Origin of the sequence: Lysobacter sp. Root667 (assembly GCF_001427715.1) — a bacterium.
Classification (GTDB): domain Bacteria; phylum Pseudomonadota; class Gammaproteobacteria; order Xanthomonadales; family Xanthomonadaceae; genus Lysobacter.
The window spans coordinates 37,809-59,675 of record NZ_LMHF01000016.1 but is presented as its reverse complement, the minus strand read 5'-3'; the positions used below and the strand labels follow the sequence as shown (position 1 = coordinate 59,675).

At 68.1% G+C, this 21,867-nt stretch carries 22 protein-coding genes; 17 read left to right on the top strand and 5 right to left on the bottom strand.

Going from position 1 to position 21,867, the window contains the following annotated elements; all coding sequences use genetic code 11:
- Positions 1 to 148: 148 nt before the first annotated feature.
- The 16 genes from ASD78_RS18965 to ASD78_RS18890 all read left to right on the top strand — a co-directional run bounded on the left by ASD78_RS18965 (position 149) and on the right by ASD78_RS18890 (position 14,397).
- Complete coding sequence (locus ASD78_RS18965) at positions 149 to 931, top strand: enoyl-CoA hydratase-related protein (protein WP_055910503.1); 783 nt, start codon at positions 149 to 151, stop codon at positions 929 to 931.
- 59 nt (positions 932 to 990) lie between these two features.
- A complete protein-coding gene (locus ASD78_RS18960) occupies positions 991 to 1,344 on the top strand; it encodes a hypothetical protein (protein WP_056104686.1) in 354 nt (117 codons plus the stop codon).
- Between the two features lie 137 nt (positions 1,345 to 1,481).
- Positions 1,482 to 2,138, top strand: a complete 657-nt coding sequence (nth, locus tag ASD78_RS18955) for an endonuclease III (protein WP_055910509.1) — start codon at positions 1,482 to 1,484, stop codon at positions 2,136 to 2,138.
- A 135-nt stretch (positions 2,139 to 2,273) separates the two neighbouring features.
- The gene (locus tag ASD78_RS18950; RefSeq protein ID WP_056104387.1) at positions 2,274 to 3,491 is read left to right on the top strand and encodes an OprO/OprP family phosphate-selective porin; all 1,218 of its coding nucleotides are present in this window, start codon (positions 2,274 to 2,276) and stop codon (positions 3,489 to 3,491) included.
- A 232-nt stretch (positions 3,492 to 3,723) separates the two neighbouring features.
- Positions 3,724 to 4,749 (top strand): phosphate ABC transporter substrate-binding protein PstS, encoded by a 1,026-nt coding sequence (gene pstS / locus ASD78_RS18945; RefSeq protein WP_056104384.1) that lies wholly within the window; start codon positions 3,724 to 3,726, stop codon positions 4,747 to 4,749.
- Positions 4,750 to 5,213: 464 nt separating this feature from the next.
- On the top strand, positions 5,214 to 6,308 hold the full coding sequence (gene pstS, locus ASD78_RS18940; RefSeq protein WP_055910692.1) for a phosphate ABC transporter substrate-binding protein PstS: 1,095 nt from the start codon (positions 5,214 to 5,216) through the stop codon (positions 6,306 to 6,308).
- Positions 6,309 to 6,509: 201 nt separating this feature from the next.
- Positions 6,510 to 7,478, top strand: coding sequence for a phosphate ABC transporter permease subunit PstC (pstC, locus tag ASD78_RS18935; RefSeq protein ID WP_055910516.1), 969 nt, complete (start codon positions 6,510 to 6,512; stop codon positions 7,476 to 7,478).
- Positions 7,478 to 8,362, top strand: coding sequence for a phosphate ABC transporter permease PstA (pstA, locus tag ASD78_RS18930; protein WP_055910518.1), 885 nt, complete (start codon positions 7,478 to 7,480; stop codon positions 8,360 to 8,362). Before pstC ends, pstA begins: the two co-directional genes overlap by 1 nt.
- A gap of 34 nt (positions 8,363 to 8,396) precedes the next feature.
- Entirely contained in the window at positions 8,397 to 9,212 is an 816-nt protein-coding gene (gene pstB, locus ASD78_RS18925) for a phosphate ABC transporter ATP-binding protein PstB (RefSeq protein WP_055910522.1), read from the top strand.
- Positions 9,213 to 9,363: 151 nt separating this feature from the next.
- A complete protein-coding gene (phoU, locus tag ASD78_RS18920; RefSeq protein ID WP_056104382.1) occupies positions 9,364 to 10,074 on the top strand; it encodes a phosphate signaling complex protein PhoU in 711 nt (236 codons plus the stop codon).
- 247 nt (positions 10,075 to 10,321) lie between these two features.
- Positions 10,322 to 10,837 carry an RNA polymerase sigma factor gene (locus ASD78_RS18915; protein WP_055910528.1) on the top strand — a complete coding sequence of 172 codons (516 nt, stop codon included), beginning with the start codon at positions 10,322 to 10,324 and terminating at the stop codon, positions 10,835 to 10,837.
- Between the two features lie 106 nt (positions 10,838 to 10,943).
- Positions 10,944 to 11,348, top strand: coding sequence for a hypothetical protein (locus ASD78_RS18910; RefSeq protein ID WP_082575748.1), 405 nt, complete (start codon positions 10,944 to 10,946; stop codon positions 11,346 to 11,348).
- Between the two features lie 7 nt (positions 11,349 to 11,355).
- Positions 11,356 to 12,213, top strand: a complete 858-nt coding sequence (locus tag ASD78_RS18905; protein WP_055910534.1) for a DUF692 domain-containing protein — start codon at positions 11,356 to 11,358, stop codon at positions 12,211 to 12,213.
- A complete protein-coding gene (locus tag ASD78_RS18900) occupies positions 12,206 to 12,988 on the top strand; it encodes a putative DNA-binding domain-containing protein (RefSeq protein ID WP_055910535.1) in 783 nt (260 codons plus the stop codon). Before ASD78_RS18905 ends, ASD78_RS18900 begins: the two co-directional genes overlap by 8 nt.
- Positions 12,989 to 13,165: 177 nt before the next feature.
- Positions 13,166 to 13,813: a ribonuclease T gene (gene rnt, locus ASD78_RS18895; RefSeq protein ID WP_056104377.1), complete on the top strand. Its 648-nt coding sequence runs from the start codon at positions 13,166 to 13,168 to the stop codon at positions 13,811 to 13,813.
- Between the two features lie 41 nt (positions 13,814 to 13,854).
- Positions 13,855 to 14,397 (top strand): hypothetical protein, encoded by a 543-nt coding sequence (locus tag ASD78_RS18890; protein ID WP_056104374.1) that lies wholly within the window; start codon positions 13,855 to 13,857, stop codon positions 14,395 to 14,397.
- 63 nt (positions 14,398 to 14,460) lie between these two features.
- Here the strand turns inward: ASD78_RS18890 and ASD78_RS18885 are convergent, their stop codons facing one another.
- Positions 14,461 to 14,922 carry a carboxymuconolactone decarboxylase family protein gene (locus ASD78_RS18885; RefSeq protein ID WP_200944276.1) on the bottom strand — a complete coding sequence of 154 codons (462 nt, stop codon included), beginning with the start codon at positions 14,920 to 14,922 and terminating at the stop codon, positions 14,461 to 14,463.
- A 75-nt stretch (positions 14,923 to 14,997) separates the two neighbouring features.
- Here ASD78_RS18885 and ASD78_RS18880 point away from each other — a divergent pair, with 75 nt between their 5' ends.
- The gene (locus ASD78_RS18880) at positions 14,998 to 15,897 is read left to right on the top strand and encodes a sigma-70 family RNA polymerase sigma factor (RefSeq protein ID WP_056104371.1); all 900 of its coding nucleotides are present in this window, start codon (positions 14,998 to 15,000) and stop codon (positions 15,895 to 15,897) included.
- A 62-nt stretch (positions 15,898 to 15,959) separates the two neighbouring features.
- Here ASD78_RS18880 and sugE read toward each other — a convergent pair whose 3' ends face one another.
- The 4 genes from sugE to ASD78_RS18860 all read right to left on the bottom strand — a co-directional run bounded on the left by sugE (position 15,960) and on the right by ASD78_RS18860 (position 21,857).
- The gene (gene sugE / locus ASD78_RS18875; RefSeq protein WP_055910547.1) at positions 15,960 to 16,277 is read right to left on the bottom strand and encodes a quaternary ammonium compound efflux SMR transporter SugE; all 318 of its coding nucleotides are present in this window, start codon (positions 16,275 to 16,277) and stop codon (positions 15,960 to 15,962) included.
- 79 nt (positions 16,278 to 16,356) lie between these two features.
- On the bottom strand, positions 16,357 to 17,124 hold the full coding sequence (gene rlmB, locus ASD78_RS18870; protein WP_056104366.1) for a 23S rRNA (guanosine(2251)-2'-O)-methyltransferase RlmB: 768 nt from the start codon (positions 17,122 to 17,124) through the stop codon (positions 16,357 to 16,359).
- A gap of 340 nt (positions 17,125 to 17,464) precedes the next feature.
- Entirely contained in the window at positions 17,465 to 19,951 is a 2,487-nt protein-coding gene (gene rnr, locus ASD78_RS18865) for a ribonuclease R (protein WP_056104680.1), read from the bottom strand.
- A gap of 109 nt (positions 19,952 to 20,060) precedes the next feature.
- Positions 20,061 to 21,857 carry an XVIPCD domain-containing protein gene (locus ASD78_RS18860; protein ID WP_156087883.1) on the bottom strand — a complete coding sequence of 599 codons (1,797 nt, stop codon included), beginning with the start codon at positions 21,855 to 21,857 and terminating at the stop codon, positions 20,061 to 20,063.
- Positions 21,858 to 21,867: the final 10 nt, after the last annotated feature.

Below are 21,867 nucleotides of genomic sequence, written 5' to 3'. Positions count from 1 at the left end.
GAATACGCCCAGATGGACGGGGTAGGATAGCGGCCGCAGAGCTTAACCGCCACTGACATCCAGGGCTCAGACCCCGCGCAAGCGCCGGAGTTCCGTCGCCGCAACCGGTTCAGGCCCCTCCCCCGCACCTATTCATACGACCCCACCCATGTCCTCATCGCCCCTGCTGACCACCGATCGCGGCGCCGTGCGTGTGATCGCCGTCAACCGCCCCGACAAGCTGAACGCGCTGAACGCGCAGACCCTGGACGCGCTGTACCAGGCCTTCGAGGCCGCGGCCGCCGACCCGGCGGTGCGCTGCGTGGTCCTGACCGGCTCCGGCCCCAAGGCCTTCGTGGCCGGCGCCGACATCTCGGAAATGAACGGCCTGACCCCGGTCCAGGGCCGCGATTTCTCGTTGCGCGGGCAGAAGCTGATGCGCCGGATCGAGAAAATGCCCAAGCCGGTGATCGCGATGGTCAACGGCTTCGCCCTGGGCGGCGGCCTGGAACTGGCGATGGGCTGCCACCTGCGCATCGCCGCCGACACCGCCAAGGTCGGCCAGCCCGAGATCAACCTCGGCCTGATCCCCGGCTTCGGCGGCACCCAGCGCCTGCTGCGCCTGGCCGGGCGCGCCGCGACCCTGGAACTGTGCCTGGTCGGCACGCCGATCGACGCCGAACGCGCGCGCCAGCTCGGCATCGTCAACCGCGTGGTCGCGGCGGCCGAACTGGAAGCCGAAACCTTCAAGCTCGCCGAGCAGCTGGCCGCGGCCGCGCCGCTGGCGCTGCGCGGCGTGCTCGACTGCGTCGCGGTCGGCGGCGAATGCGGGATCGAGGAAGGCCTGGAATACGAGACCGCGCAGTTCGGGCTGATGTTCGCGACCGACGACATGCGCGAAGGCACCGGCGCGTTCCTGGAACGCCGCAAGCCGGTGTTCTCCGGCACGTGAGCGCGGCAGCGCCCTGCCGCTGCGGCTGCACGCGCGCCGGCGGTGCCGCGGCGCACGCGATCGTGGCCGCGCTGGCCGCGGACGATCTCGATCGCGCGCTGGCGCTGGGTTTGCTCGACGCCGCGGCCTGCAACGCATGCACGCCGGATTGCACGGCGATGCTGATCGACGCACGCGTGGCGCGCAGCAAGGCGCTGGCCGCGCGCGCGCGCTATCGCGCCCGCAACGCGCGCCTGGCGCAGCGCGCGCAGGAGCGCGCGGCGCAACGCGCGGGCGCTCGCGCGCCTGAGGCCGTGACGCGCGACGGCGCCATGACCCCGGCCGCCGCGCCGTCACGCCCGACGCTGCCGTCCGCGGCCGCGGCCGCGCTGGCGCGCGCCAAGGCCAAAGCCGCGGAGCGCAACCAGTCGTGAGTCGAGTCGGCAAGAACGCTACGGCCGTCGCGAAACGTCGCCCGGGCCCGAAGACAACCGCGGCCGGCGAAAAACCGGCGACTGCCAAGCCCAAGGCCGCGAAGGGCGCCGCCGCCAAACCCAGGCGCGCGGTCCGAATGACCCCGGCCGAAGCCGAGGAGATGTTCGCCCGGCTCAAGGCGCTGAACCCCAAGCCGGCCACCGAGCTCGAATACAGCTCGCCGTACGAACTGCTGGTCGCGGTCGCCCTGTCCGCGCAGGCCACCGACGTTGGCGTCAACAAGGCCACCCGCAAGTTGTTCCCTGTCGCCAACACGCCGCAGGCGATCGCCGCGCTCGGGGTCGAGGGGCTCAAGCCCTATATCGCCACGATCGGGCTGTACAACACCAAGGCCGCCAATGTGGTCGCGCTATCGCAGCAGCTGATCGATCTGCACGGCGGCCAGGTCCCGCGCGAGCGCGCCGCGCTCGAGGCCCTGCCCGGGGTCGGCCGCAAGACCGCCAACGTGGTCCTCAACACCGCCTTCGGCGAACCGACCATGGCGGTCGACACCCACATCTTCCGGGTCGCCAACCGCACCGGCCTGGCGCCCGGCAAGAACGTGCGCGCGGTCGAAGACGGCCTGCTCAAGCGCGTACCGCCGGCCTACCTGCACGACGCGCACCACTGGCTGATCCTGCACGGACGTTACGTTTGCAAGGCACGAAAGCCGGACTGCCCGCACTGCGCGATCCGCGATCTTTGCCACTACCCGGACAAGACCCCAGGCCAGCCGGAGCCCGTCGCCGCTTGATTTGCGGCTATCGGCGGGCGCTTGGCGGGACCGTCATGGATCGGTCATGCCGGCGAAATAAGTCAGTCCTGTCATATTTACGCAACTTTCACACCCTAGCCTGCGCGGCATCCAACCACGCCCTAGGGCCACGCCATGAAACTCTCCCGCAGCACCCTGTCCGTCGCGCTGCTCGCCGCGCTCGTCGCTCCGGCCGCCCACGCCGAAGTCGCGCTCGACGTGATCGGCGACTCCGAAGTCAGCTTCGAAGGTCTGCTCCAGGCCGACTACTACAGCTACGGCAACGACCTCAAGAACCTCAACGTCGACGCCCCGGACGGCAGCGATTCGGACAACGAACTGCGTCGCGCCGAGCTGGTGCTGAAGGGCAAGGGTCCGGGCAACTTCGAGTGGGTGCTGGGTTACGACGCCAAGGACGACAAGTTCCTCGACGCCAACGTCAAGTACAAGTTCGGCAACAACGCCAACCACTTCATCCAGGTCGGCCAGTTCAAGCAGCCCAACAGCCTGGAAGAGCTGTCCTCGACGAAGAACAACGACTTCGTCGCCAAGGCTTCGATCACCAACACCTTCGGCATCGCCCGTCGCGTCGGCGTCGGCTACTACTACGGCGACGTCAACTGGGGCGTCAACGCCACCTACTTCAGCCGCGAGCTGACCCGTAACCGCAAGCACGGCAACGGCTTCGGCCTGCGCGGCACCTGGGCTCCGATCCTGGAGACCGGCAATGTCCTGCACTTCGGCCTGTCGCATGTCGATTACGACGCCGACCTGGGCGGCACCGCGGGCACCGGCGACACGGTTTCGTTCAGCGCCCGTCCGCTGGCCGACATCTCGCAGACCCTGGTCAGCACCGGCTCGATCACCCGCTCCGACCGCGTCGCCACCACCGGCGTCGAAGGCCTGTGGGTGCACGGCCCGTTCAAGCTGCAGGGCGAGTACATGAAGACCAGCGTCAAGCGCTACGGCGTGGCGCCGGACGTGGACTTCGACGGCGGCTACATCAGCGGCCTGTGGAACATCACCGGCGAGACCTGGGGCTACAAGGCCGGCACCCCGACCACCCCGCTGCCCGACGCGCCCGAGAAGGGCCTGTGGCAGCTCGGCCTGCGTTACGACACCGTCGATCTGAACGACGGCAGCGGCAACGTCACCACCGGCGCCACCACCGGCGTGCTCGGCGGCGAGCAGGATGCCTGGACCCTGGGCGTCAACTGGTACTGGCGCTCGAACTTCAAGTTCATGCTGAACTACGTCAAGGTCGACAGCAGCAAGTGGGTCGGCGGCACCACCCGTCGCTACGTCGACGACAACCCGAACATCACCGAAGTGCGCATGCAGTTCTACTGGTAAGCCGTACCGCTTCTCTCCCCCCACTGGCAGCAAATTCGCGAATCGCCTCGGGGCGCGGCCTACGCCGCGCCCCTTTTTGCGTCCGGTCACCGGCCTCGCCGGCGGTCCAGCGCTTCAGCCAAATGTCGCGTGTCACCGGTTTGTCACATCTACGACCCGCGACTGTCATCGAACCGTTATGAAATTCGCAGCGAGCGGGCCATTGCCCGCCGTCTCTCTCCAGGAGCCCTCCGTGTTCAAGTCCTTCCGCTTCCGTCTCGCCGCGCTCGCGCTCGCGACCGCCGCCATCGTTCCGGTGGCCGCCCAGGCCGCCGACGTCACCGGCGCCGGCGCGTCCTTCGTCTATCCCATCATGTCCAAGTGGTCGGCCGACTACGCCCAGGCCTCCCAGAAGAAGGTCAACTACCAGTCGATCGGTTCCGGCGGCGGCATCGCCCAGATCAAGGCGGCGACCGTGGACTTCGGTTCCTCCGACGCGCCGTTGAAGCCCGATGAGCTGGCCAAGTTCGGCCTGGCCCAGTTCCCGTCGGTGATCGGCGGCGTGGTGCCGGTGATCAACGTCCCGGGCGTGGCCTCGGGCGCGATGAAGCTCGATGGCGAGACCCTGGCCAAGATCTTCCTCGGCAAGATCACCATGTGGAACGACCCGACGATCGTCGCCCTCAACGGCGGCGTGCAGCTGCCGGCGAAGAAGATCACCGTCGTGCACCGCTCGGACGGTTCGGGCACCACCTTCAACTTCGTCAACTACCTGTCCAAGGTCAGCGGCGAGTGGAAGAGCTCGGTCGGCGAAGGCACCGCGGTCAAGTGGCCGGTCGGTATCGGCGGCAAGGGCAACGAAGGCGTGGCCGCCTACGTCAAGCAGATCCAGGGCGGCATCGGCTACGTCGAGCTGTCCTACGCGCTGCAGAACAAGATGACCTACTCGCGCATGAAGAACGCCGCCGGCAACTTCGTGCTGCCCAGCGACGAGACCTTCCAGGCCGCCGCCGCCAGCGCCGATTGGGCCAGCGCCAAGGACTTCTACCTGGTGATGACCAACGCGCCGGGCGAGAAGTCCTGGCCGATCACCGCGACCAACTTCATCCTGATGTACAAGCAGCCGAAGAACGCGCCGGGCGCCAAGAACGCCAAGGAATTCTTCCGCTGGGCCTACGCCAACGGCGACGCTCAGGCCAAGGCCCTGGACTACGTGCCGCTGCCGGACGCGCTGGTCAAGCAGATCGAAGCCTATTGGTCGGCGAACATGAATTACTGATCCCCCGCGGATCGGGTTGCACGGGACGGGCCTTCGGGCCCGTTCTGCGTTTTGGGGCCTCGATTCACGTCCCCTCCCCGCCGCACAGTCCCTCCTCCCGCCATGCCCCTTCTCCCGCTTGCGGGAGAAGGTGGCCCGAAGGGCCGGATGAGGGCGCGCGAAAGCGAAGCGGCGACGCAAGCTCGTTGCTGCGTAGGCCCTCACCCCAACCCCTCTCCCGCGAGCGGGAGAGGGGCTAAAGCCGCGAGGGCTGAAGATCCCGGCACGGCCTTCTTTACGTCGCGCTCACGGCGCTACACCAGCCCGGCCTCGCCCCCAAAGCCCCCGCAAAGCCCGCCGCTACGGCCTTTCAGCCTTTCACTACAAATTCGTTACCGAACGATGTCATAGCGCTGTAACAAAAAGATCATCAAATGACACAGCCCCGCCGGCGAGCCTCGTCGGCACCCCTCATGGAGTTGCGCATGAAATCGTCGCCGGCCCGCATCGCCGCCCTGTCCCTCGCCCTGACGCTGGCCGTGGCCGCGTGCAAGCCCGGCACCGACGCGCCGAAGGCCGCCGCCGACGGCGCCGCTCCTGCGGACGCCGCTGCTGCGGCCGGCGACAAGACCGCCGCCCTGATCACCGGTGCCGGCGCGACCTTCATCTACCCGCTGCTGTCGAAGTGGTCCGACGACTACAACAAGGCCACCGGCGCCAAGGTCAACTACCAGTCGATCGGCTCGGGCGGCGGCATCGCCCAGATCAAGGCCGGCACGGTCGATTTCGGCTCCTCCGACAAACCGCTGACGGCCGAAGAGCTCGCCGCGGCCGGCCTGGGCCAGTTCCCGTCGGCGATCGGCGGCGTGGTGCCGGTGGTCAACATCGACGGCCTCGACGCCGGCAAGCTGCGCCTGACCGGCCCGCTGCTGGCCGAGATCTTCCTGGGCAACATCAAGGTCTGGAACGATCCGGCGATCGCTGCGGTCAACCCGGGCACCGCGCTGCCGGCGACCAAGATCAACATCGTCCACCGCTCCGACGGTTCGGGCACCACCTTCAACTTCGCCAACTACCTGTCCAAGGTCAGCCCGGCCTGGAAGACCAAGGTCGGCGAAGGCACCTCGGTGCAGTGGCCGGGCGGCGTCGGCGGCAAGGGCAACGAAGGCGTGGCCTCGTACGTGAAGCAGATCAAGGGTTCGATCGGCTACGTCGAACTGGCCTACGCACTGCAGAACAAGATGAGCTACGCGCAGCTACAGAACGCGTCCGGCAACTTCGTCCAGCCCAGCGCCGAGGCCTTCCAGGCCGCCGCCGCCAGCGCCGACTGGGCCAACGCCAAGGACTTCAACCTGGTGATCACCAACGCCAGCGGCGCCAACGCCTGGCCGATTACCGCGACCAATTTCATCCTGATGTACAAGCAGCCCAAGGACGCCAAGCGCAGCGCCGATACCCGCGCCTTCTTCAAGTGGGCGTTCGAGAACGGCCAGGCCCAGGCGAGCTCGCTGGACTACGTGCCGCTGCCGCCGGAACTGGTGAAGCAGGTCGAGGCCTATTGGGCGGCGGAGTTCAAGTGAGCCATCGGTCCGGGCGCGCAGCGCCCGGCTTTGCCGATGGGGCCATCCCGCACCCCAAGCGCCCCGCCTCGATAGAACCCGGATGTTCGGCGCCGCCGAAGTAAAGCAGAGCCCGCCTGTGCGGGAACGACGTCCGCCACCAAGACCACAACGTTCTAGCGCACCGCACGCACGCCCCGCCCTCACGGACTCCTACTCGCAATGAACGCGACCGCCCTACCCACGTCCGCACCGCTAGCGCGCGACCATGCCGACGCGCGCAACGACCGTCTGTTCCGCTATGTCCTGACCGCGACCGTGATCTTCGTCCTGATCGCGCTCGCGGGTGCCGCGCTGTCGATGCTCTGGGGCGGCCGCGCCGTACTCGCCAAGGAAGGCATCGACTTCTTCATCACCGCCGAATGGAATCCGGTCGAGGACCAGTACGGCGCGCTGGTACCGATCTACGGCACCATCGCCACCGCGATGATCGCGATGATCATCGCCGTGCCGGTCAGCTTCGGCATCGCCTTCTTCCTGACCGAAGTCGCGCCGCGCTGGGCGCGCGGCCCGATCGGCACCGCGATCGAACTGCTGGCCGGCATCCCCTCGATCATCTACGGCATGTGGGGCCTGTTCGTGCTGGTGCCGGTGATGACCGAATACGTGACCCCCTGGCTCAACGACCACGTCGGCACCTGGCCGGTGATCGGCCGCCTGTTCCAGGGCCCGCCGCTGGGCATCGGCATGCTCACCGCCGGCATCGTGCTGGCGATCATGGTGATCCCCTTCATCTCCTCGGTGATGCGCGAAGTGTTCCTGACCGTGCCGACCCGGCTCAAGGAATCGGCCTACGCGCTGGGCTCGACCAAGTGGGAAGTGAGTTGGGACATCGTCCTGCCCTACACCCGCTCGGCGGTGATCGGCGGCGTCTTCCTCGGTCTCGGCCGCGCGCTGGGCGAGACCATGGCGGTCGCGTTCGTGATCGGCAACTCGGTCAACTTCTCGGCCTCGCTGCTGGAGCCGGGCACCACCATCGCCGCGCTGATCGCCAACGACTTCGGCGAAGCCACCGAGACCTACCGCTCGGCGCTGCTGCTGCTGGGCTTCGTGTTGTTCATCGTCACCTTCGTGGTCCTCGCCGCGGCCCGCTTCATGCTGATGCAACTCTCGCGCAAGGAGGGCAACTGATGGCCGTCGCCACCGCCAAGGAACTGCGCACCGCCGACGGCCTGTACCGTCGACGCCGCATCGGCAACACCATCGCGGTCGCACTGGCCTGTGCCGCCGCCGCATTCGGCCTGTTCTTCCTGGGCTGGATCCTGTGGACCCTGATCGCCAAGGGCCTGGGCGGCATCAACCTGGCGCTGTTCACCCAGAACACGCCGCCGCCGATGCAGGAAGGCGGCCTGCTCAACGCCTTCTTCGGCAGCGCGGTGATGTGCGCGATCGCGATCCTGATCGGCACCCCGCTCGGCGTCGCCGCCGGCACCTGGCTGGCCGAATACGGGGTCGGCCGCAAGATCGGCACCGTGGTCCGCTTCGTCAACGACATCCTGCTGTCGGCGCCGTCGATCGTGCTCGGCCTGTTCGTCTACACCCTGGTGGTGATGCAGACCGGCGGCAACTTCTCGGCCCTGGCCGGCGCGATCTCGCTGGCCTTCATCGTGCTGCCGGTGGTGGTGCGCACCACCGACGAGATGCTGCGCCTGGTGCCCTCGCAGATGCGCGAGGCCGCGCTGTCGCTGGGCGTGCCGCAGTGGAAAGTGATCGTGCAGGTGCTGTACCGCAGCGCTTCGGCCGGCATCGTCACCGGCATCCTGCTCGCCCTGGCGCGCATCTCCGGCGAAACCGCACCGCTGCTTTTCACCGCCTTCGGCAACCAGTACTGGAGCACCAACGTGCTGCAGCCCATGGCCAGCGTCCCGGTGGTGATGAACCAGTTCGCCGGCAGCCCCTATGAATCCTGGCAGACCCTGGCCTGGGCCGGCGCTCTGGTGCTGACCTTCTTCGTCCTCGTCGTCAGCTTGATCGCGCGCACCCTGGTGCTGCGGAATCGGATTTCCAATGACTGACCTGACCCTTCATTCCCTCGACCGGACTCCGGCCATGAACGACGCCCGCCTCACTCTCGCCACGCCCGAGCGGGACAGTACTGCCGCCGCCTCGGCGCCGGTCAAGCTCGCCGCACGCGGGCTGGACTTCTACTACGACAAGTTCCACGCGCTGAAGAGCATCAACCTGGAGATTCCCGAGAAGCAGGTCACCGCGCTGATCGGCCCTTCCGGTTGCGGCAAGTCGACCCTGCTGCGCATCTTCAACCGCATCTACGCGCTGTACCCGAAGCTGGAAGCGCGCGGCGAAGTGTTGCTGGACGGCGAGAACATACTCGACGCCAAGTACCCGATGAACCGCCTGCGCAGCAAGGTCGGCATGGTGTTCCAGAAGCCGGTGCCGTTCCCGATGACCATCTTCGAGAACGTGGCCTACGGCATCCGCCACCACGAGAAGCTGTCGAAGTCGGAAATGAACGACCGCGTCGAGCACGCCCTGCGCCAGGGCGCGCTCTGGGACGAGGTCAAGGACAAGCTGGGCCAGAGCGCGCTGGGCCTGTCCGGCGGCCAGCAGCAGCGTCTGTGCATCGCCCGCGCGGTCGCCCTGCGCCCGGACGTGCTGCTGCTGGACGAGCCGACTTCGGCGCTGGACCCGATCTCGACCAGCCGCATCGAGCAGCTGGTCGAGGAGCTCAAGAAGGACTACACGATCGCGATCGTGACCCACAACATGCAGCAGGCCGCGCGCGTGTCGGACTTCACCGCCTTCATGTACCTCGGCGATCTGATCGAGCACGCGCCGACCGAAACCATATTCTCCAAGCCGAGCAAGCAGCAGACCGAGGATTACATTACCGGGCGGTTTGGGTGAGGGACCGCGCTTAGCCGATGCCCTATCGGCATCGGCTGCGGTACCGAGCGCCCGGCCAGGATGGCCGGGCCGGACCATCCGGAGACCGAGTGTCTCGCCATGGATGGCAATGCAGTACAAACCAGAATTGGAACGAAATTCGGACACTCCCATGAGCACCCATATGCACGACCATATCGTCAAGAGCTACGACGACGAGCAGCGCCGCCTGCTCGACGAAACCCTGCGCATGGGCGAGATGGCCGCGTCCCAGCTCGAAGCCGCGCTCGACGTGGTCGAACGCCGCGACGACAAGGCCGCCGAGCGCATCATCGCCAACGACGAGGCGATCGACGCGCTGGAGCAGGAAATCAGCCACGACGTGATGAAGCTCGCCCTGCGCGGGCCGATGGCGCGCGACCTGCGCGAGATCCTGGCCGCGATCCGCATCGCCGCCGACATCGAACGCGTCGGCGACTACGCCGCCAATGTCGCCAAGCGCTCGACCGCGCTCAATCTGTCGCCGCCGCTGCCGCACATCGCCGGCCTGCACGCGCTGGGCACGCTCGCGGTCAAGCAGCTGCGCGACGTGCTCGCCGCCTATCGCGAGAACGACATCGAACTGGCCCAGCGCGTGCGCGCACGCGACGCCGAGATCGACACCGCCTACACCGGCCTGTTCCGCGAGCTGCTCACCTACATGATGGAGGACGCGCGCAGCATCACCCCCTGCACGCATCTGCTGTTCATGGCCAAGAACATCGAACGCATCGGCGACCACGCCACCAACATCGCCGAAAACGTCTGGTTCCTGGTCAAGGGCGAGGAACTGCTGCCGCCGCGCGAGAAGCGCGACGACACCAACACCACCGGCGTCGTCTGATACGAAGCCGTGCCCGGCTCCGCGATCGCGGGGCCGGGCTGCGGGCGCCTCCCGGGCGCCGATCCGTCTCGCTGCAGCGCAGCAAAACTGCAAACGTTTCCAGTGTTCACTAACTGAACGCACGCCCAACAAAACCGATCCGGCTGCCTCCGCCGCGAACCGTTTGCCGTAACCCCTAACTCTTGGTACATGTTCGCAGCGCCCCGCTGCGGTTTATGTAGCAAGGATTCGGAGGGATACGAAGGGCATGAGCGTGACGTCGGCCTATGGCGACTTGGAAGCGGCCCGTGCGGGCGACCGCGGCGCGCTCGAACGCGTGCTGGTGCGCTCGCGCCAGGACCTGCGCCGTTACGCCGAATTCCACTGCGTCATCAACGACGTCGAGGATGCGGTCCAGGAAACCCTGATCGCGGTCTCGCGCAAGCTGTGCGACCTGCGCTCGCTGGAGTGCTTCGCCTCCTGGACCTTCCGCATCGTCAAGCGCGAGTGCAACCGCCTCAAACGCTGCATGCGCCTGCTCACCGGCGAGGCGATCACCGAGGACATCCTGGCGGTGGCGCTGCCCGAGCCCTGCCAATGGCGCCACGATGTCGCCGCCGCGCTCGAATCCCTGCCCGCGCACTATCGCGAGGTCGTGCTGCTGCGCGATCTGCAGGGCCTGACCATCGCCGAAATGGCCGAACGCCTGTCGCTCACGCGCGAAGCGGTCAAGGCGCGCCTGCACCGCGCGCGCATGCTGGCGCGCGAATATCTGGATCCATGAACAGTTTTCGAACAAGGAACCGGGCACACTGCGCCCGCTTCCGCCCTGTGTTTTTCACCGGCGGGTCGATCCCGTCATCATCGCCAACGTAATGGAGAGCAAGCGCATGTCCAAGCAGATCAAGAAACCCGTCGCCCTCGCGCTCGGCGCCGCCCTGGTCGGCGGTTTGACCCTGTCCACCTCCGCCTTCGCCATGAGCGACCTCGCCCAGGGTTACCTGCTCGGCGCCCAGCAGGCGCAGACGGCCGATAAGGCCGCCGATGCCAAGGCCACCGACGCCAAGGCCGCTGAAGGCAGCTGTGGCGCCGACAAGAAGCATGCCGAAGGCAGCTGCGGCGCCGACAAGGACAAGAAGGCCGCAGAAGGCAAGTGCGGCGAAGGCAAGTGCGGTGCCGACAAGAAGAAGACCGGCGAAGGCAAGTGCGGCGCCGACAAGGACAAGAAGGCTGCCGAGGGCAAGAAGGCCGCCGAAGGCAAGTGCGGCGAAGGCAAGTGCGGTGGCTCGGTCTGATCCACGCATGGAGGGCGTGCGTCCGCTGAACGCGGACGCCGTCGGCCTCGGTTTGCGGCGGGCCCTGCTGGGCCCGCTGCGATCGGCCGCGCCCACCGATTTCGACTTCCTCGAGCTCGCGCCCGAGAACTGGATCGGGGTCGGTGGCCGCTACGGCGACGCCCTGGGCGAACTCGCCGCGCGCCATCCGCTGGTCTGCCACGGCCTGTCGCTGTCGCTGGGCGGCACCGAGCCCCTGGACGAAACCTTCCTGATCCGGGTCCGCCGCTTCCTCGACCAGCACCACGTGCGCCTGTACAGCGAACACCTGAGTTACTGCAGCGACGACGGCCACCTCTACGACCTGCTGCCGATTCCGTTCACCGAGGAAGCCGTGCACCACGTCGCCGCGCGCATCCGCCAGACCCAGGACATCGTCGGCCGCCGCATCGCGGTCGAGAACACCTCGACCTACGCCACGCCGCACCAGGAAATGAGCGAGATCGACTTCACCCAGGCCGTACTGGCCGAAGCCGACTGCGACCTGTTGCTCGACGTCAACAACGTCTACGTCAATTCGATCAACCACCGCTACGACGCGAGCGCGTTCCTGGCCGCGCTGCCGGGCGAACGCATCGCCTACATCCACGTCGCCGGCCATTACGACGAAGCCGACGACCTCAAGATCGACACCCACGGCGCCCCGGTCAAGGACGCGGTGTGGTCGCTGCTGGGCGAGGCCTACCGGCGCTTCGGCGCGCGCCCGACCCTGCTCGAACGCGACTTCAATTTCCCGCCCTACGCCGAGCTGGTGGCCGAACTCGACACCGTGCGCGCCGTCTTGCGCGAACACGCGCCCGCCGCCGCGCGCCAGGCCCATGGCTGAGCCGCGCGCCGACGCGCCCGCGCGATTGCGCGCGCAGCAGTTCGAACTGACCCGGCACCTGCGCGACCCGCATGCCAGCCCCGCCCCGGCCGGTATCGAAGAGCGGCGCCTGGCGGTCTATCGCGACCTGCTGTTCAACAACATCGAAGGCCTGCTGGCCGGCAACTTCCCGGTCGTCAGCGAACTGCTGGGCGAACAACGCTGGACCGCGCTGGTGCGCGATTTCTATCGCGAGCACCGCTGCCGCACGCCGCTGTTTCCCGAGCTCGCGCGCGAGTTCCTGCGCTACCTCGAAGACCGCGACGAACTCGAGCCGGCGTTCCTGCTCGAACTGGCGCACTACGAATGGGTCGAGCTGGCCCTGCAGCTGTCCGATGCCGCGCTCGATCCGGCCGAGTTCGACGCCGATGCCGACCTGCTCGACGGCGTGCCGGTGCTGTCGCCGCTGGCCTGGCCCCTGGCCTACGTCTGGCCGGTGCATCGGATCGGCGCGCAGTTCCAGCCGGAGGCCCCGCCGCCGCAACCGACCCTGCTGCTGTTGCGGCGCGAGGCCGACGGCGAGGTCCGTTTCTCCGAACTCAGTCCGCTCGCCTATCGCCTGGTCGAACGCCTGGGCGAGTCGCCCGAACTCAGCGGCCGCGAGCAGTTGCAGGCGCTGGCCGCCGAGGCCGGCAGCGACGACCTGGCCAGTTTCGTCGTCCAGGGCCGCGCCCTGCTCGAACAGATGCGCAGCAACGGCGTCGTGCCAGGCGCGCGCGCCGACCGTTCCGTCTGATCGCGGCCCTGCTTGGGCAGCGCCGGCGCTAGCGGCGCGTTTCCTGTCGTGCCGGCGCGCCGCATGGCCGTCCCGAAGACCGCAGACCCCGGAGCCCGCAGCGCCGGCTGCGCCTCGGCGAGGCCGTATGAGGCCCCGCCAAACGGGTCTGCCATCGCCGTCTGCTAGGCTTTCCGCATGATCGATGCCGGCACCGCCCCCAAACCCGCCACCGCCCCGCCCCGTCTGAACACCCGTTTCCGCGGCTTCCTGCCGGTCGTGGTCGACGTCGAAACCGGTGGTTTCGATTGGAACCGCCACGCCCTGCTTGAGATCGCCGTGGTTCCGCTGGAGCTCGACAAAAACGGCCTGCTGATTCCCGGCGTCACGGCCAGCGCGCACGTGGTGCCCGCGCTCGGCCTGGAGATCGATCCCAAGTCGCTGGAAGTGACCGGTATCGACATCGACCATCCGTTCCGCGACGCCAAGCCCGAGCGGGTCGCGCTGGAAAACGTGTTCGCGCCGGTGCGCGAGGCGGTCAAGCGCCACGGCTGCCAGCGCGCGATCCTGGTCGGCCACAACGCCCACTTCGATCTCAACTTCCTCAACGCCGCGGTCGCGCGCAGCGGCCACAAGCGCAACCCCTTCCATCCCTTCAGCGTGTTCGACACCGTGACCCTGGGCGGCCTGGCGTATGGCCAGACCGTGCTCGCGCGCGCGGTGCAGGCCGCGGGCTTCGAATGGAACGCCGAAGAGGCGCACTCGGCCGTCTACGATGCCGAGCGTACCGCGCAATTGTTCTGCAAGGTCGTCAACGCCTGGCCCTTGCCGCTGCCCGGCGCCTGAGCCCCGCGATCGCCCACCCTGACGCAAGGAACGCGCAGCACATGCAAACGATTTTTACCGCCCTGATCGCACTCGCGCTCGCATTGCCGGGCGCGGCCTGCGCGCAAGCGGGCTGGATCGACCGCGAAGGCAATCGACTGCCGCAGACCGAGTCGATGCGCACGGTCCAGGAGTTCAGCGGCCGCCTGCTGATCACAGCCGACGGCGACTGGCAGGAAAAGTGGGACACCCCGGCAGAGCACACGCCGACCTTCACCGCCGCCGAGGAAGTCAGCAGTGGCGGCACCCTGACCATGCTCACCTTCCTGGCCAATCCCAAGGTCGGCGCCGACGGCATGACCGATGTCGCCTGCGACTTCCTCATGCTGCGCCCCGACGGCACCGCGAGCACCGGCGCCAAGGATCTGCCCTGTTTCAAGGTCAAGCTGGAAGGCAGTCCGACCCACACCTACCTGGCGACGACGAACCTGCAGTTCGTCGCCGAACCCGGCGACCCGCCGGGCCGCTGGACCCTGCGGGTCACACTGAAGGACCGACTGCGCGGCGTCGAAGTGCCGCTGAGCGCGAGCTTCGTCCTCAAGTAGGCGATCGCTTCGCAAGCACGAGCCGGATCGCGATGCGAACCGGCTCTGCCACTCGCTCCGGGCTCAGGCCCAGTCGCCCACCGGCTGCCGCACCGCGACGTTGAGGCGGTTCCAGACGTTGATGTTGGCGATCGCCAATACCAGCGCGGCCAGCGCGGGCTCGTCGTAGTGACGCTGCGCCTCTTCCCAGACCTCGTCCGATACCGCATCGGAACGGTCGCAGATGCGCGTCACCGATTCGGCCAAGGCCAGCGCCGCGCGTTCGGCTTCGTTGAAGTACGGCGTCTCGCGCCAGGCCGCGACCGCGAACAGGCGCTCATCGCTTTCGCCGTCCTTCTTGGCCTTGCGCGAATGCATGTCGACGCAGGCGCTGCAGCCGTTGATCTGGCTGGCGCGCAACTCGACCAGATCGAAGGTCGTGCTCGGCACTCCGTTCTGCTCGGTCGATTTCTTCAGCGCCCACAAGGCCTTCATGGCATCGGGCAGGAGCACGGCGGGATTGTTCATACGGGCATGGATTTGCATGGCAGGTTTCTCCTTGTCACATTGAGGGATGCAGGTGCGTCATAGAGATGACGCGCCACGAATCGGAAACGTGACATGAGCAATCAAGACTGGCTGGCCACGCAATTCGAGGCCCATCGCGATCATCTGCGGGCGGTGGCCCAGCGCATGCTGGGGTCGCACAGCGAGGCCGAGGACGTGGTCCAGGACGCCTGGCTGCGCATGAGCCGCGCCGACACCAGCGAAGTCGACAACCTCGGCGGCTGGCTGACCACGGTGGTCGCGCGCGCCTCGCTAGATGTGCTGCGCTCGCGCAAGACACGCGCCGAGGAATCGCTGGACGCGCAGCCGGTCGAACACGACTACGGCAGCGACGATCTGGAAGGGCCCGAAGACCAGGTGCTGCTGGCCGATGCGATGGGCCCGGCGCTGCTGGTGGTGCTGGATCGGCTGACGCCGTCGGAGCGGATCGCATTCGTGCTGCACGACTTGTTCGGCATGTCGTTCGAGGACATCGGCCCCATCGTCGGGCGCAGCGACATCGCCGCGCGCCAGCTCGCCAGCCGCGCGCGCCGCCGCGTCCAGGGCGCGGTCACGCCGGACCCGGACCTGGCGCGCCAACGCAAGGTCGTCGACGCGTTCCTGGCGGCTTCGCGCGGCGGCGACCTGCTCGGCCTGCTGTCGGTACTGGACCCGAACGTGGTGCTGCGCGCCGACGCCGTCGCCGTGCTCACCGCCAGTGCCAACCAGTCCGACGGCGCACCGCGCCTGGCGCCGGAACTGCGCGGCGCCAAGACGGTCGCCGAAACCTTCGTCGGTCGCGCGCAAACCGCCCGAGCCGCCATTGTCGCCGGTGCCGCGGGCGCGGCCTGGGCACCGGACGGCGCCCCACGCGTCGCTTTCGCCTTCAGGGTGGTCGGCGAACGCATCGTCGCGATCGAGATCATTGCCGACCCCGCGGGGATCGCGAACGCGAATGTGGCGCTGCTGGACTGAGCCGTCGCGCGACTCGGCGGCCGTCTCCGGCCGCCGCAGCGAGACTCAAGGCGGGGCGAAGTTCAAGGCGTAGCCAGCTTGAGCCCGACCAGCCCCGCCACGATCAGCGCCACGCTGATCACGCGCAACGCGTTCAGGGGCTCCTGGAACAGGACGATGCCGAGGATGACGGTGCCGACCGCGCCCACGCCGACCCAGATCGCGTAGGCAGTGCCGACCGGCAGCGACTTCATGGCGATGCCGAGCAGGCCCAGGCTGATCGCCATCGCGGCGACCGTGCCCACGGTGGGCCAGAGTTTGCTGAAACCGTCGGTGTATTTGAGGCCGATGGCCCAGCCGATCTCGAACAGACCGGCGAGTACGAGAATGATCCAAGGCATGACAGGTCTCCTTTCGCGATGGGGCCGTCCCCGGGCGATTGGAGCGGCGGGGTCGTCCCCGCTTCCTGATGCCCGTGGATTATTTCACGGGGACCAGGCGCTGGCGCACCGCTTCGAACAAGGTCACGCCCGCGGCTACGGACACGTTCAGGCTCTCGACCGCGGAGCCGTCGGCGCCGCCGGGCATCGGGATCTTTACCAGTTGATCGCAATTCTCGCGGGTGAGCCGGCGCAGGCCGTCGGATTCGCCGCCCAGCACCAGGCCGACGTTGCCGCGCAGATCGATGCTGTAGAACGAGGCCTCGGCTTCGCCGGCCAGGCCGTACAGCCACACGCCCAGCTGCTGCAGTTCGCGCAGGGTACGCGCGAGGTTGGTGACCGGAATGATCGGCACGCTGTCGGCGGCGCCGGCCGAGGTCTTGCGCACGGTCGCGTTGACCTGGACCGCGCGGTCCTTGGGGATGATCACCACGGTGGTGCCGGCCGCGGCCGCGCTGCGCAGGCAGGCGCCGAAGTTGTGCGGGTCCTGCACGCCGTCGAGTATCAGCACCAGCGCGCGGCCTTCGGCGGCCTCGATCAGGCCCTGCAGCTCGTTCTCGTCCCAGGTCTTGGCGGCGGCATAGCGCGCGACCACGCCCTGATGGCGCAGACCGCCGGCGACGCCGTCCACGGCCTGGCTCGCGACCTTGCGCACGTCGATGCCGACGCGGCGCGCATTGCTTTCGATCTCGGCCAGACGCGGGTTCTTGGCGCCGGCTTCGATCAGCACTTCACGCACGTTGTCGGCGTCGTACTCGATCGCCGCCGAGACTGCGTTGATGCCGGCGATCCATTGTTTCTGGCTCATGGGGGTTCCGTATGCGGGAGCGACCGCCGACCGGGCGCGAGCCGGGCCGACGGGAGGACAAGGGGGGAGATTCTAAGCCAGCGAGGGCCCTGAGGCCTGTTCCGGCCCCGTCCCGCCCTTCAAACGCGGCTTCCCCCTTTGAAAATGGGGGCGGAGGGATTTGCCCTTGCTTGCCTGCACGGGAAAGCCAACCCCCGCGTTGCGGCTCCGTCGCATGAACCGGAACCGGGTTCGGGCGCTCGCCCCCACTTCAAGGGGGCACCCTGGCGCTCGTTTCGCCCGCTTCGGGCGCGGGCGCCTTCATGCGGGAAAGGAAGGCCGCGGACTGGCTTCTACCCGCTCAATACTTCTGCTTGCTGCGCTTGGCCGGCTGCCCGCGCGGCGGCAAGGGTTTGGCGCCGCGTTCCTCGACCAGTTTGAAGTCGATCTTGCGGTCCTCGACGCTGGCCTTCATCACCACGATCGAGACCCGGTCGCCGAGCCGGAACTCGCGCGCGGTGCGCTCGCCCTGCAAGGTCTTGCGGATCGGATCGAAGTGGTAATAGTCGTGCGGCAGCTGGGTGACGTGGATCAGGCCGTTGACCTTGGACTCGTCGAGCTCGACGAACAGGCCGAAGCTGGTCACGCCGCTGATGGTGCCCTCGAACTCGCCGCCGACGTGCTGCTCCATCCAGGCGGCGCGGTAGCGCTCGTCGACCTCGCGTTCGGCCTCGTCGGCACGGCGTTCGCGTTCGGAACATTGCAGCGCCAATGCCGCCATCTCGCGCGGCGAGTACAGAAACTGGTCCGGGCGCGCGCCGCTGAGCGCGTACTTGATCGCGCGGTGCACCAGCAGGTCGGGATAGCGGCGGATCGGCGAGGTGAAGTGCGCGTAGGCCTCCAACGCCAGGCCGAAGTGGCCGAGGTTGTCCGGCGCGTACACCGCCAGGCTCTGGCTGCGCAGCAGTACCGATTCGATCAGGGCCGCATCGGGACGCTCGCGCACCTTCTTCAGCAGCTCGGTGAAGTCGCGCGGCTGCACTTGCGGCCACGGCGGCATGCGCAGCTTGAACTCCTTGAGGAACTCCTGCAGGTCGGCGTACTTCTGCTCCGGCGGCCGTTCGTGGTTGCGGTACGGCGCCGGCACGTGCGCGCCGATCAAATACTTCGCGGCTTCGACGTTGGCCGCGATCATGCATTCCTCGATCAGCTTGTGGGCGTCGTTGCGCTGGAGCATGCCGGCCTGGACCACTTCGCCGCGCTGGTCGAGCACGAAACGCACTTCGCTGGATTCGAACTCGATCGCGCCGCGGCGCTGGCGCGCCTTGGACAGCACGCGGTAGAGCTGATGCAGGCGCTGGATGGCGGGCAGCAGCGAGCCGATCTGGGCCAGCGCGTCCGCGCGCGCTTCTTCCTCGATGCCCTCGCCTACCGCGCTCCAGACCTGGGTGTAGGTCAGGCGCGCATGCGAGTTCATCACCGCTTCGTAGAACTTCGATTCGGTCACCTGGCCTTCGCGGTCGATCTGCATGTCGCAGACGAAGCACAGCCGGTCGACCTTGGGCTTGAGCGAACAGATACCGTTGGACAAGGTCTCCGGCAGCATCGGCACCACGAAGCCGGGGAAGTAGACCGAGGTCGCGCGGCGGGTCGCCTCTTCGTCCAGCGGCGTGCTGGGACGGACGTAGTGCGAGACGTCGGCGATCGCGACCACCAGGCGGAAACCGTCGCGGTTGGGTTCGCAATAGACCGCGTCGTCGAAGTCCTTGGCGTCTTCGCCGTCGATGGTGACCAGCGGGGTCGAGCGCAGATCGACGCGTTGCGCGGCCAGCTCGGGCGGCACGGTCAGCGCGACGCCGGCGGCTTCGTCGAGCACGGCCTGCGGGAATTCGTGTGGCAGTTCATGACCGTGGATCGCGGCCTGCACCGCCAGCGACGCGGTCAGGCGTTCGCCCAGCACCGTCAGCACGCGGCCGATCGGCGGGCGCTTGGCGTCCGGCGCCTGCACCAGTTCGCAGACCACCAGTTGGCCGTTCTGCGCTTCCAGGCGCGCATCGGGAGGGATCTGCACGTTGCGCTGGATGCGGCGATCGTCGGGCACGACGTAGCTGATGCCGGACTCCACGGTAAAGCGCCCGATCAGACGGTTGAGGCGGCGCTCCAGCACTTCGACGATCGCGCCTTCGCGGCGGCCGCGGCGGTCGACGCCGGTGACGCTGGCGAGCACGCGGTCGCCGTGCATGGCCTTGCGCATTTCGAACGGCGGCAGGAACAGATCGTCGCCGCCGCCGGCTTCCGGACGCAGGAAACCGAAGCCGTCGGGATTGGCGATCACCACGCCCGGGATCAGGTCCATGCGCGCGGCTGGGGCGAACTCGCCCTTGCGGTTCTGCAGCAGCTGGCCTTCGCGCAGCATCGCCGCCAGGCGCTTGCCGAGCGCGTCGAAACGATCGGGCTCGCTCAGGCCCAGGGTGTCGGCCAGGGCCTCGGCGCGCATCGGGCCGTCGGCCGCGGCCAACAGTTGCAGGATCGCCTCGCGGCTGGCGATGGGCTGCTCGTAGCGGCGCGCTTCGCGCTCGGCGTAGGGATCGTTGTAGGCCGACGGCGCGCTGCGCGCACGCGGCGCGGGCGGCGGCGCCGCATCGGCCTTGCCACGCTTGCCGCCCTTGCCGGGCGCGCCGTGCTGCAGGTTCTCCGGCAACCAGGCCGGGCGCGGGGCGGCGGTCTTCTTGCCGCCTCCGCTCTTGCCGGCGCCTTGCTTGCCGCTCGCCGGCTTGGCGCCGGCCTTCGCGCTAGGAGCGCGGGTGGATTTGCCGGGCTTGCCCCCGGCCGGGGTCTTCTTGCTCATCGCGGCATGGTCGCACATCGCCATGAACGCGGTGTCGTCGGCCCGGCACCGCCGATGCATACCGGGCCACACCGTTGCGGCGCCGCCCGGCTGCGAAACGAGGCCAGGCTCAGCCCATCCGCTGCGCGCCGCGACCCGGCGACTCCGGCCCGCTCAGGCCCTGGGCCTGCTGCTGCGTCTGCTGCGCGCTGATCTGGGCCAGCTGGTCGAAACTCTGCGCGGCCGGAATGCGCGCCGCCTGATTGGCCTCGACCTGGGCATGGAAATGCGGGCCGCGCTCGCCGGACGGCGAATACATCGCGAACACGTGGACCTCGCCGTTCGCGGTCGGTCGGCCGATCGCGACGCGGTCGATGCCGTGGCTGAGCGGATCGGCCTTGTGCCGGCACAGCAGCTGCGCCGAAATGTTGTCGCATTGCTCGGCGTTCCAGCGTCCGTCGGCAGCGAGCACGCCGCGGATATTGCCGAAGGCGGCGTGGTCGGGATGGTTGCGGTCGCGCGCATCGTTCGCACCCAAGGGCTGGCCGGCGGGACGCGGCGCACCCGGCGCCGGGATCGGCCCGATCTCGTTGCCGCGACGATCGAGTTCGGCCGGCGTCGGCCGGTGCGGCGCCGGCTGCGCGGGGCCGGCCGGATTGGCGATCGGCGGCGCCGCCACGGGCGCGGGCTGCGCCGTCACCGGCGCCGGCTCGGCGCGCAGCGCGGGCGCGTTGCGATCCACCCGCAACAGACGCTCGGACGCGCCGTTGCGGTCGATGTTGAGATCGACCACGCGGTTGGCCTGATTGACCCGCGACAGGTCGTCGCGGTCGACCTCGCTCCAGGTGCCGCGCACGAAGGCGTGGCCGTTGCCCTTGCGGTCCCAGGTCACGAAGTCGTTGCCGGCCGCGTACACGCCGTTGTCGTTGAAGCGGCCCGGCTCGGTCTGGCTGGTGCGCGCCTGCTGGTAGGCGCCGCCGCGATCCAGCGCATGGATGAAGGGCTCGGCCTGCTCGTAGTTCACGAACAGGCGGCGCACGGTCGCGTATTCGCCGGGCAGGTTCGGATGGGCGCGGTCCTGGTCCAGGCGCGTGGGATTGATCAGGGGGTTGGCGGTGACGTGCTCCCATACCGGATGCAGCGGGCTGTCGGGGTGGGAATTGCGCAGCGCGTTGACGACGTCGGCGCCGTGCAGGGCTTTGTCGCGACCGGTTTGGAAGTAGTCGGTCGCCGCCGGGCTCAAGTTACCGATGGCATCGCTGACGTCGTTCACGCTGTGGTACTGGCCGCGCTCCAGCGCGGCCAGGATCGGGCGCGCTTTCGCTTCATTCTGGTTGTAGACCTTGGCCACCATCGCGACCAGCTTGACCTGATCGTCGCCCGAGGCGTCGCGGTACACCTGAGAACGTTGCAGCGGAGCGATCGCGCGATCCATGAGCTTGTCGACTTGGGCCACGTCGCGGTCATGCACCCAGGTCACACCAGCATCCGACGCGAGAAAACTATCCAGGTGCGAGCGCACCGTAGCGTCGATGTCGCGCCCTTGTTCGTCACGAATGGCCGTACCCTTACGCCCGAGGTCCGCCGTGGTTTGATTCACCTGTGCCTGATTCAAGACCCAATCCGAATGATGGGTCCGTGCCCAGGCCTGGTAGGCGTTGACCAGATCGGCAGGTACGTTCTCGCCACCGGGGACGTTGGGTTGATAGTGCTGCCCTAGATCGGTCTGGATCGTACCTATGGTGTAGCCGCTGCGATCGGCCGTTTCGATCCGCGCGGTATCGGCCAGATCGCCGGCCACGGCGAGTCCGTAGGCCTTCTCGCCACTCTCGGAACTCACGCCCATAGCGAAATAGATGGTGGCGCGTAGTTCGGCGTTTGTCAGGCCAGGCCGCGCTGCAGGACGATGTTGGGGAGTATCGGTCATGGTCAGCCCC

Coding starts and splice junctions, on each gene's coding strand:
- pstC (WP_055910516.1), top strand. CDS start 6,510: ATGAACGCGACCGCCCTACCCACGTCCGCACCGCTAGCGCGCGACCAT.
- ASD78_RS18950 (WP_056104387.1), top strand. CDS start 2,274: ATGAAACTCTCCCGCAGCACCCTGTCCGTCGCGCTGCTCGCCGCGCTC.
- pstB (WP_055910522.1), top strand. CDS start 8,397: ATGAACGACGCCCGCCTCACTCTCGCCACGCCCGAGCGGGACAGTACT.
- ASD78_RS18885 (WP_200944276.1), bottom strand. CDS start 14,922: ATGCAAATCCATGCCCGTATGAACAATCCCGCCGTGCTCCTGCCCGAT.
- ASD78_RS18910 (WP_082575748.1), top strand. CDS start 10,944: ATGTCCAAGCAGATCAAGAAACCCGTCGCCCTCGCGCTCGGCGCCGCC.
- pstA (WP_055910518.1), top strand. CDS start 7,478: ATGGCCGTCGCCACCGCCAAGGAACTGCGCACCGCCGACGGCCTGTAC.
- phoU (WP_056104382.1), top strand. CDS start 9,364: ATGAGCACCCATATGCACGACCATATCGTCAAGAGCTACGACGACGAG.
- nth (WP_055910509.1), top strand. CDS start 1,482: ATGACCCCGGCCGAAGCCGAGGAGATGTTCGCCCGGCTCAAGGCGCTG.
- rnr (WP_056104680.1), bottom strand. CDS start 19,951: ATGAGCAAGAAGACCCCGGCCGGGGGCAAGCCCGGCAAATCCACCCGC.
- ASD78_RS18915 (WP_055910528.1), top strand. CDS start 10,322: ATGAGCGTGACGTCGGCCTATGGCGACTTGGAAGCGGCCCGTGCGGGC.
- ASD78_RS18965 (WP_055910503.1), top strand. CDS start 149: ATGTCCTCATCGCCCCTGCTGACCACCGATCGCGGCGCCGTGCGTGTG.
- sugE (WP_055910547.1), bottom strand. CDS start 16,277: ATGCCTTGGATCATTCTCGTACTCGCCGGTCTGTTCGAGATCGGCTGG.
- pstS (WP_055910692.1), top strand. CDS start 5,214: ATGAAATCGTCGCCGGCCCGCATCGCCGCCCTGTCCCTCGCCCTGACG.
- rnt (WP_056104377.1), top strand. CDS start 13,166: ATGATCGATGCCGGCACCGCCCCCAAACCCGCCACCGCCCCGCCCCGT.
- ASD78_RS18890 (WP_056104374.1), top strand. CDS start 13,855: ATGCAAACGATTTTTACCGCCCTGATCGCACTCGCGCTCGCATTGCCG.
- ASD78_RS18880 (WP_056104371.1), top strand. CDS start 14,998: ATGAGCAATCAAGACTGGCTGGCCACGCAATTCGAGGCCCATCGCGAT.
- ASD78_RS18860 (WP_156087883.1), bottom strand. CDS start 21,857: ATGACCGATACTCCCCAACATCGTCCTGCAGCGCGGCCTGGCCTGACA.
- ASD78_RS18905 (WP_055910534.1), top strand. CDS start 11,356: ATGGAGGGCGTGCGTCCGCTGAACGCGGACGCCGTCGGCCTCGGTTTG.
- rlmB (WP_056104366.1), bottom strand. CDS start 17,124: ATGAGCCAGAAACAATGGATCGCCGGCATCAACGCAGTCTCGGCGGCG.
- ASD78_RS18900 (WP_055910535.1), top strand. CDS start 12,206: ATGGCTGAGCCGCGCGCCGACGCGCCCGCGCGATTGCGCGCGCAGCAG.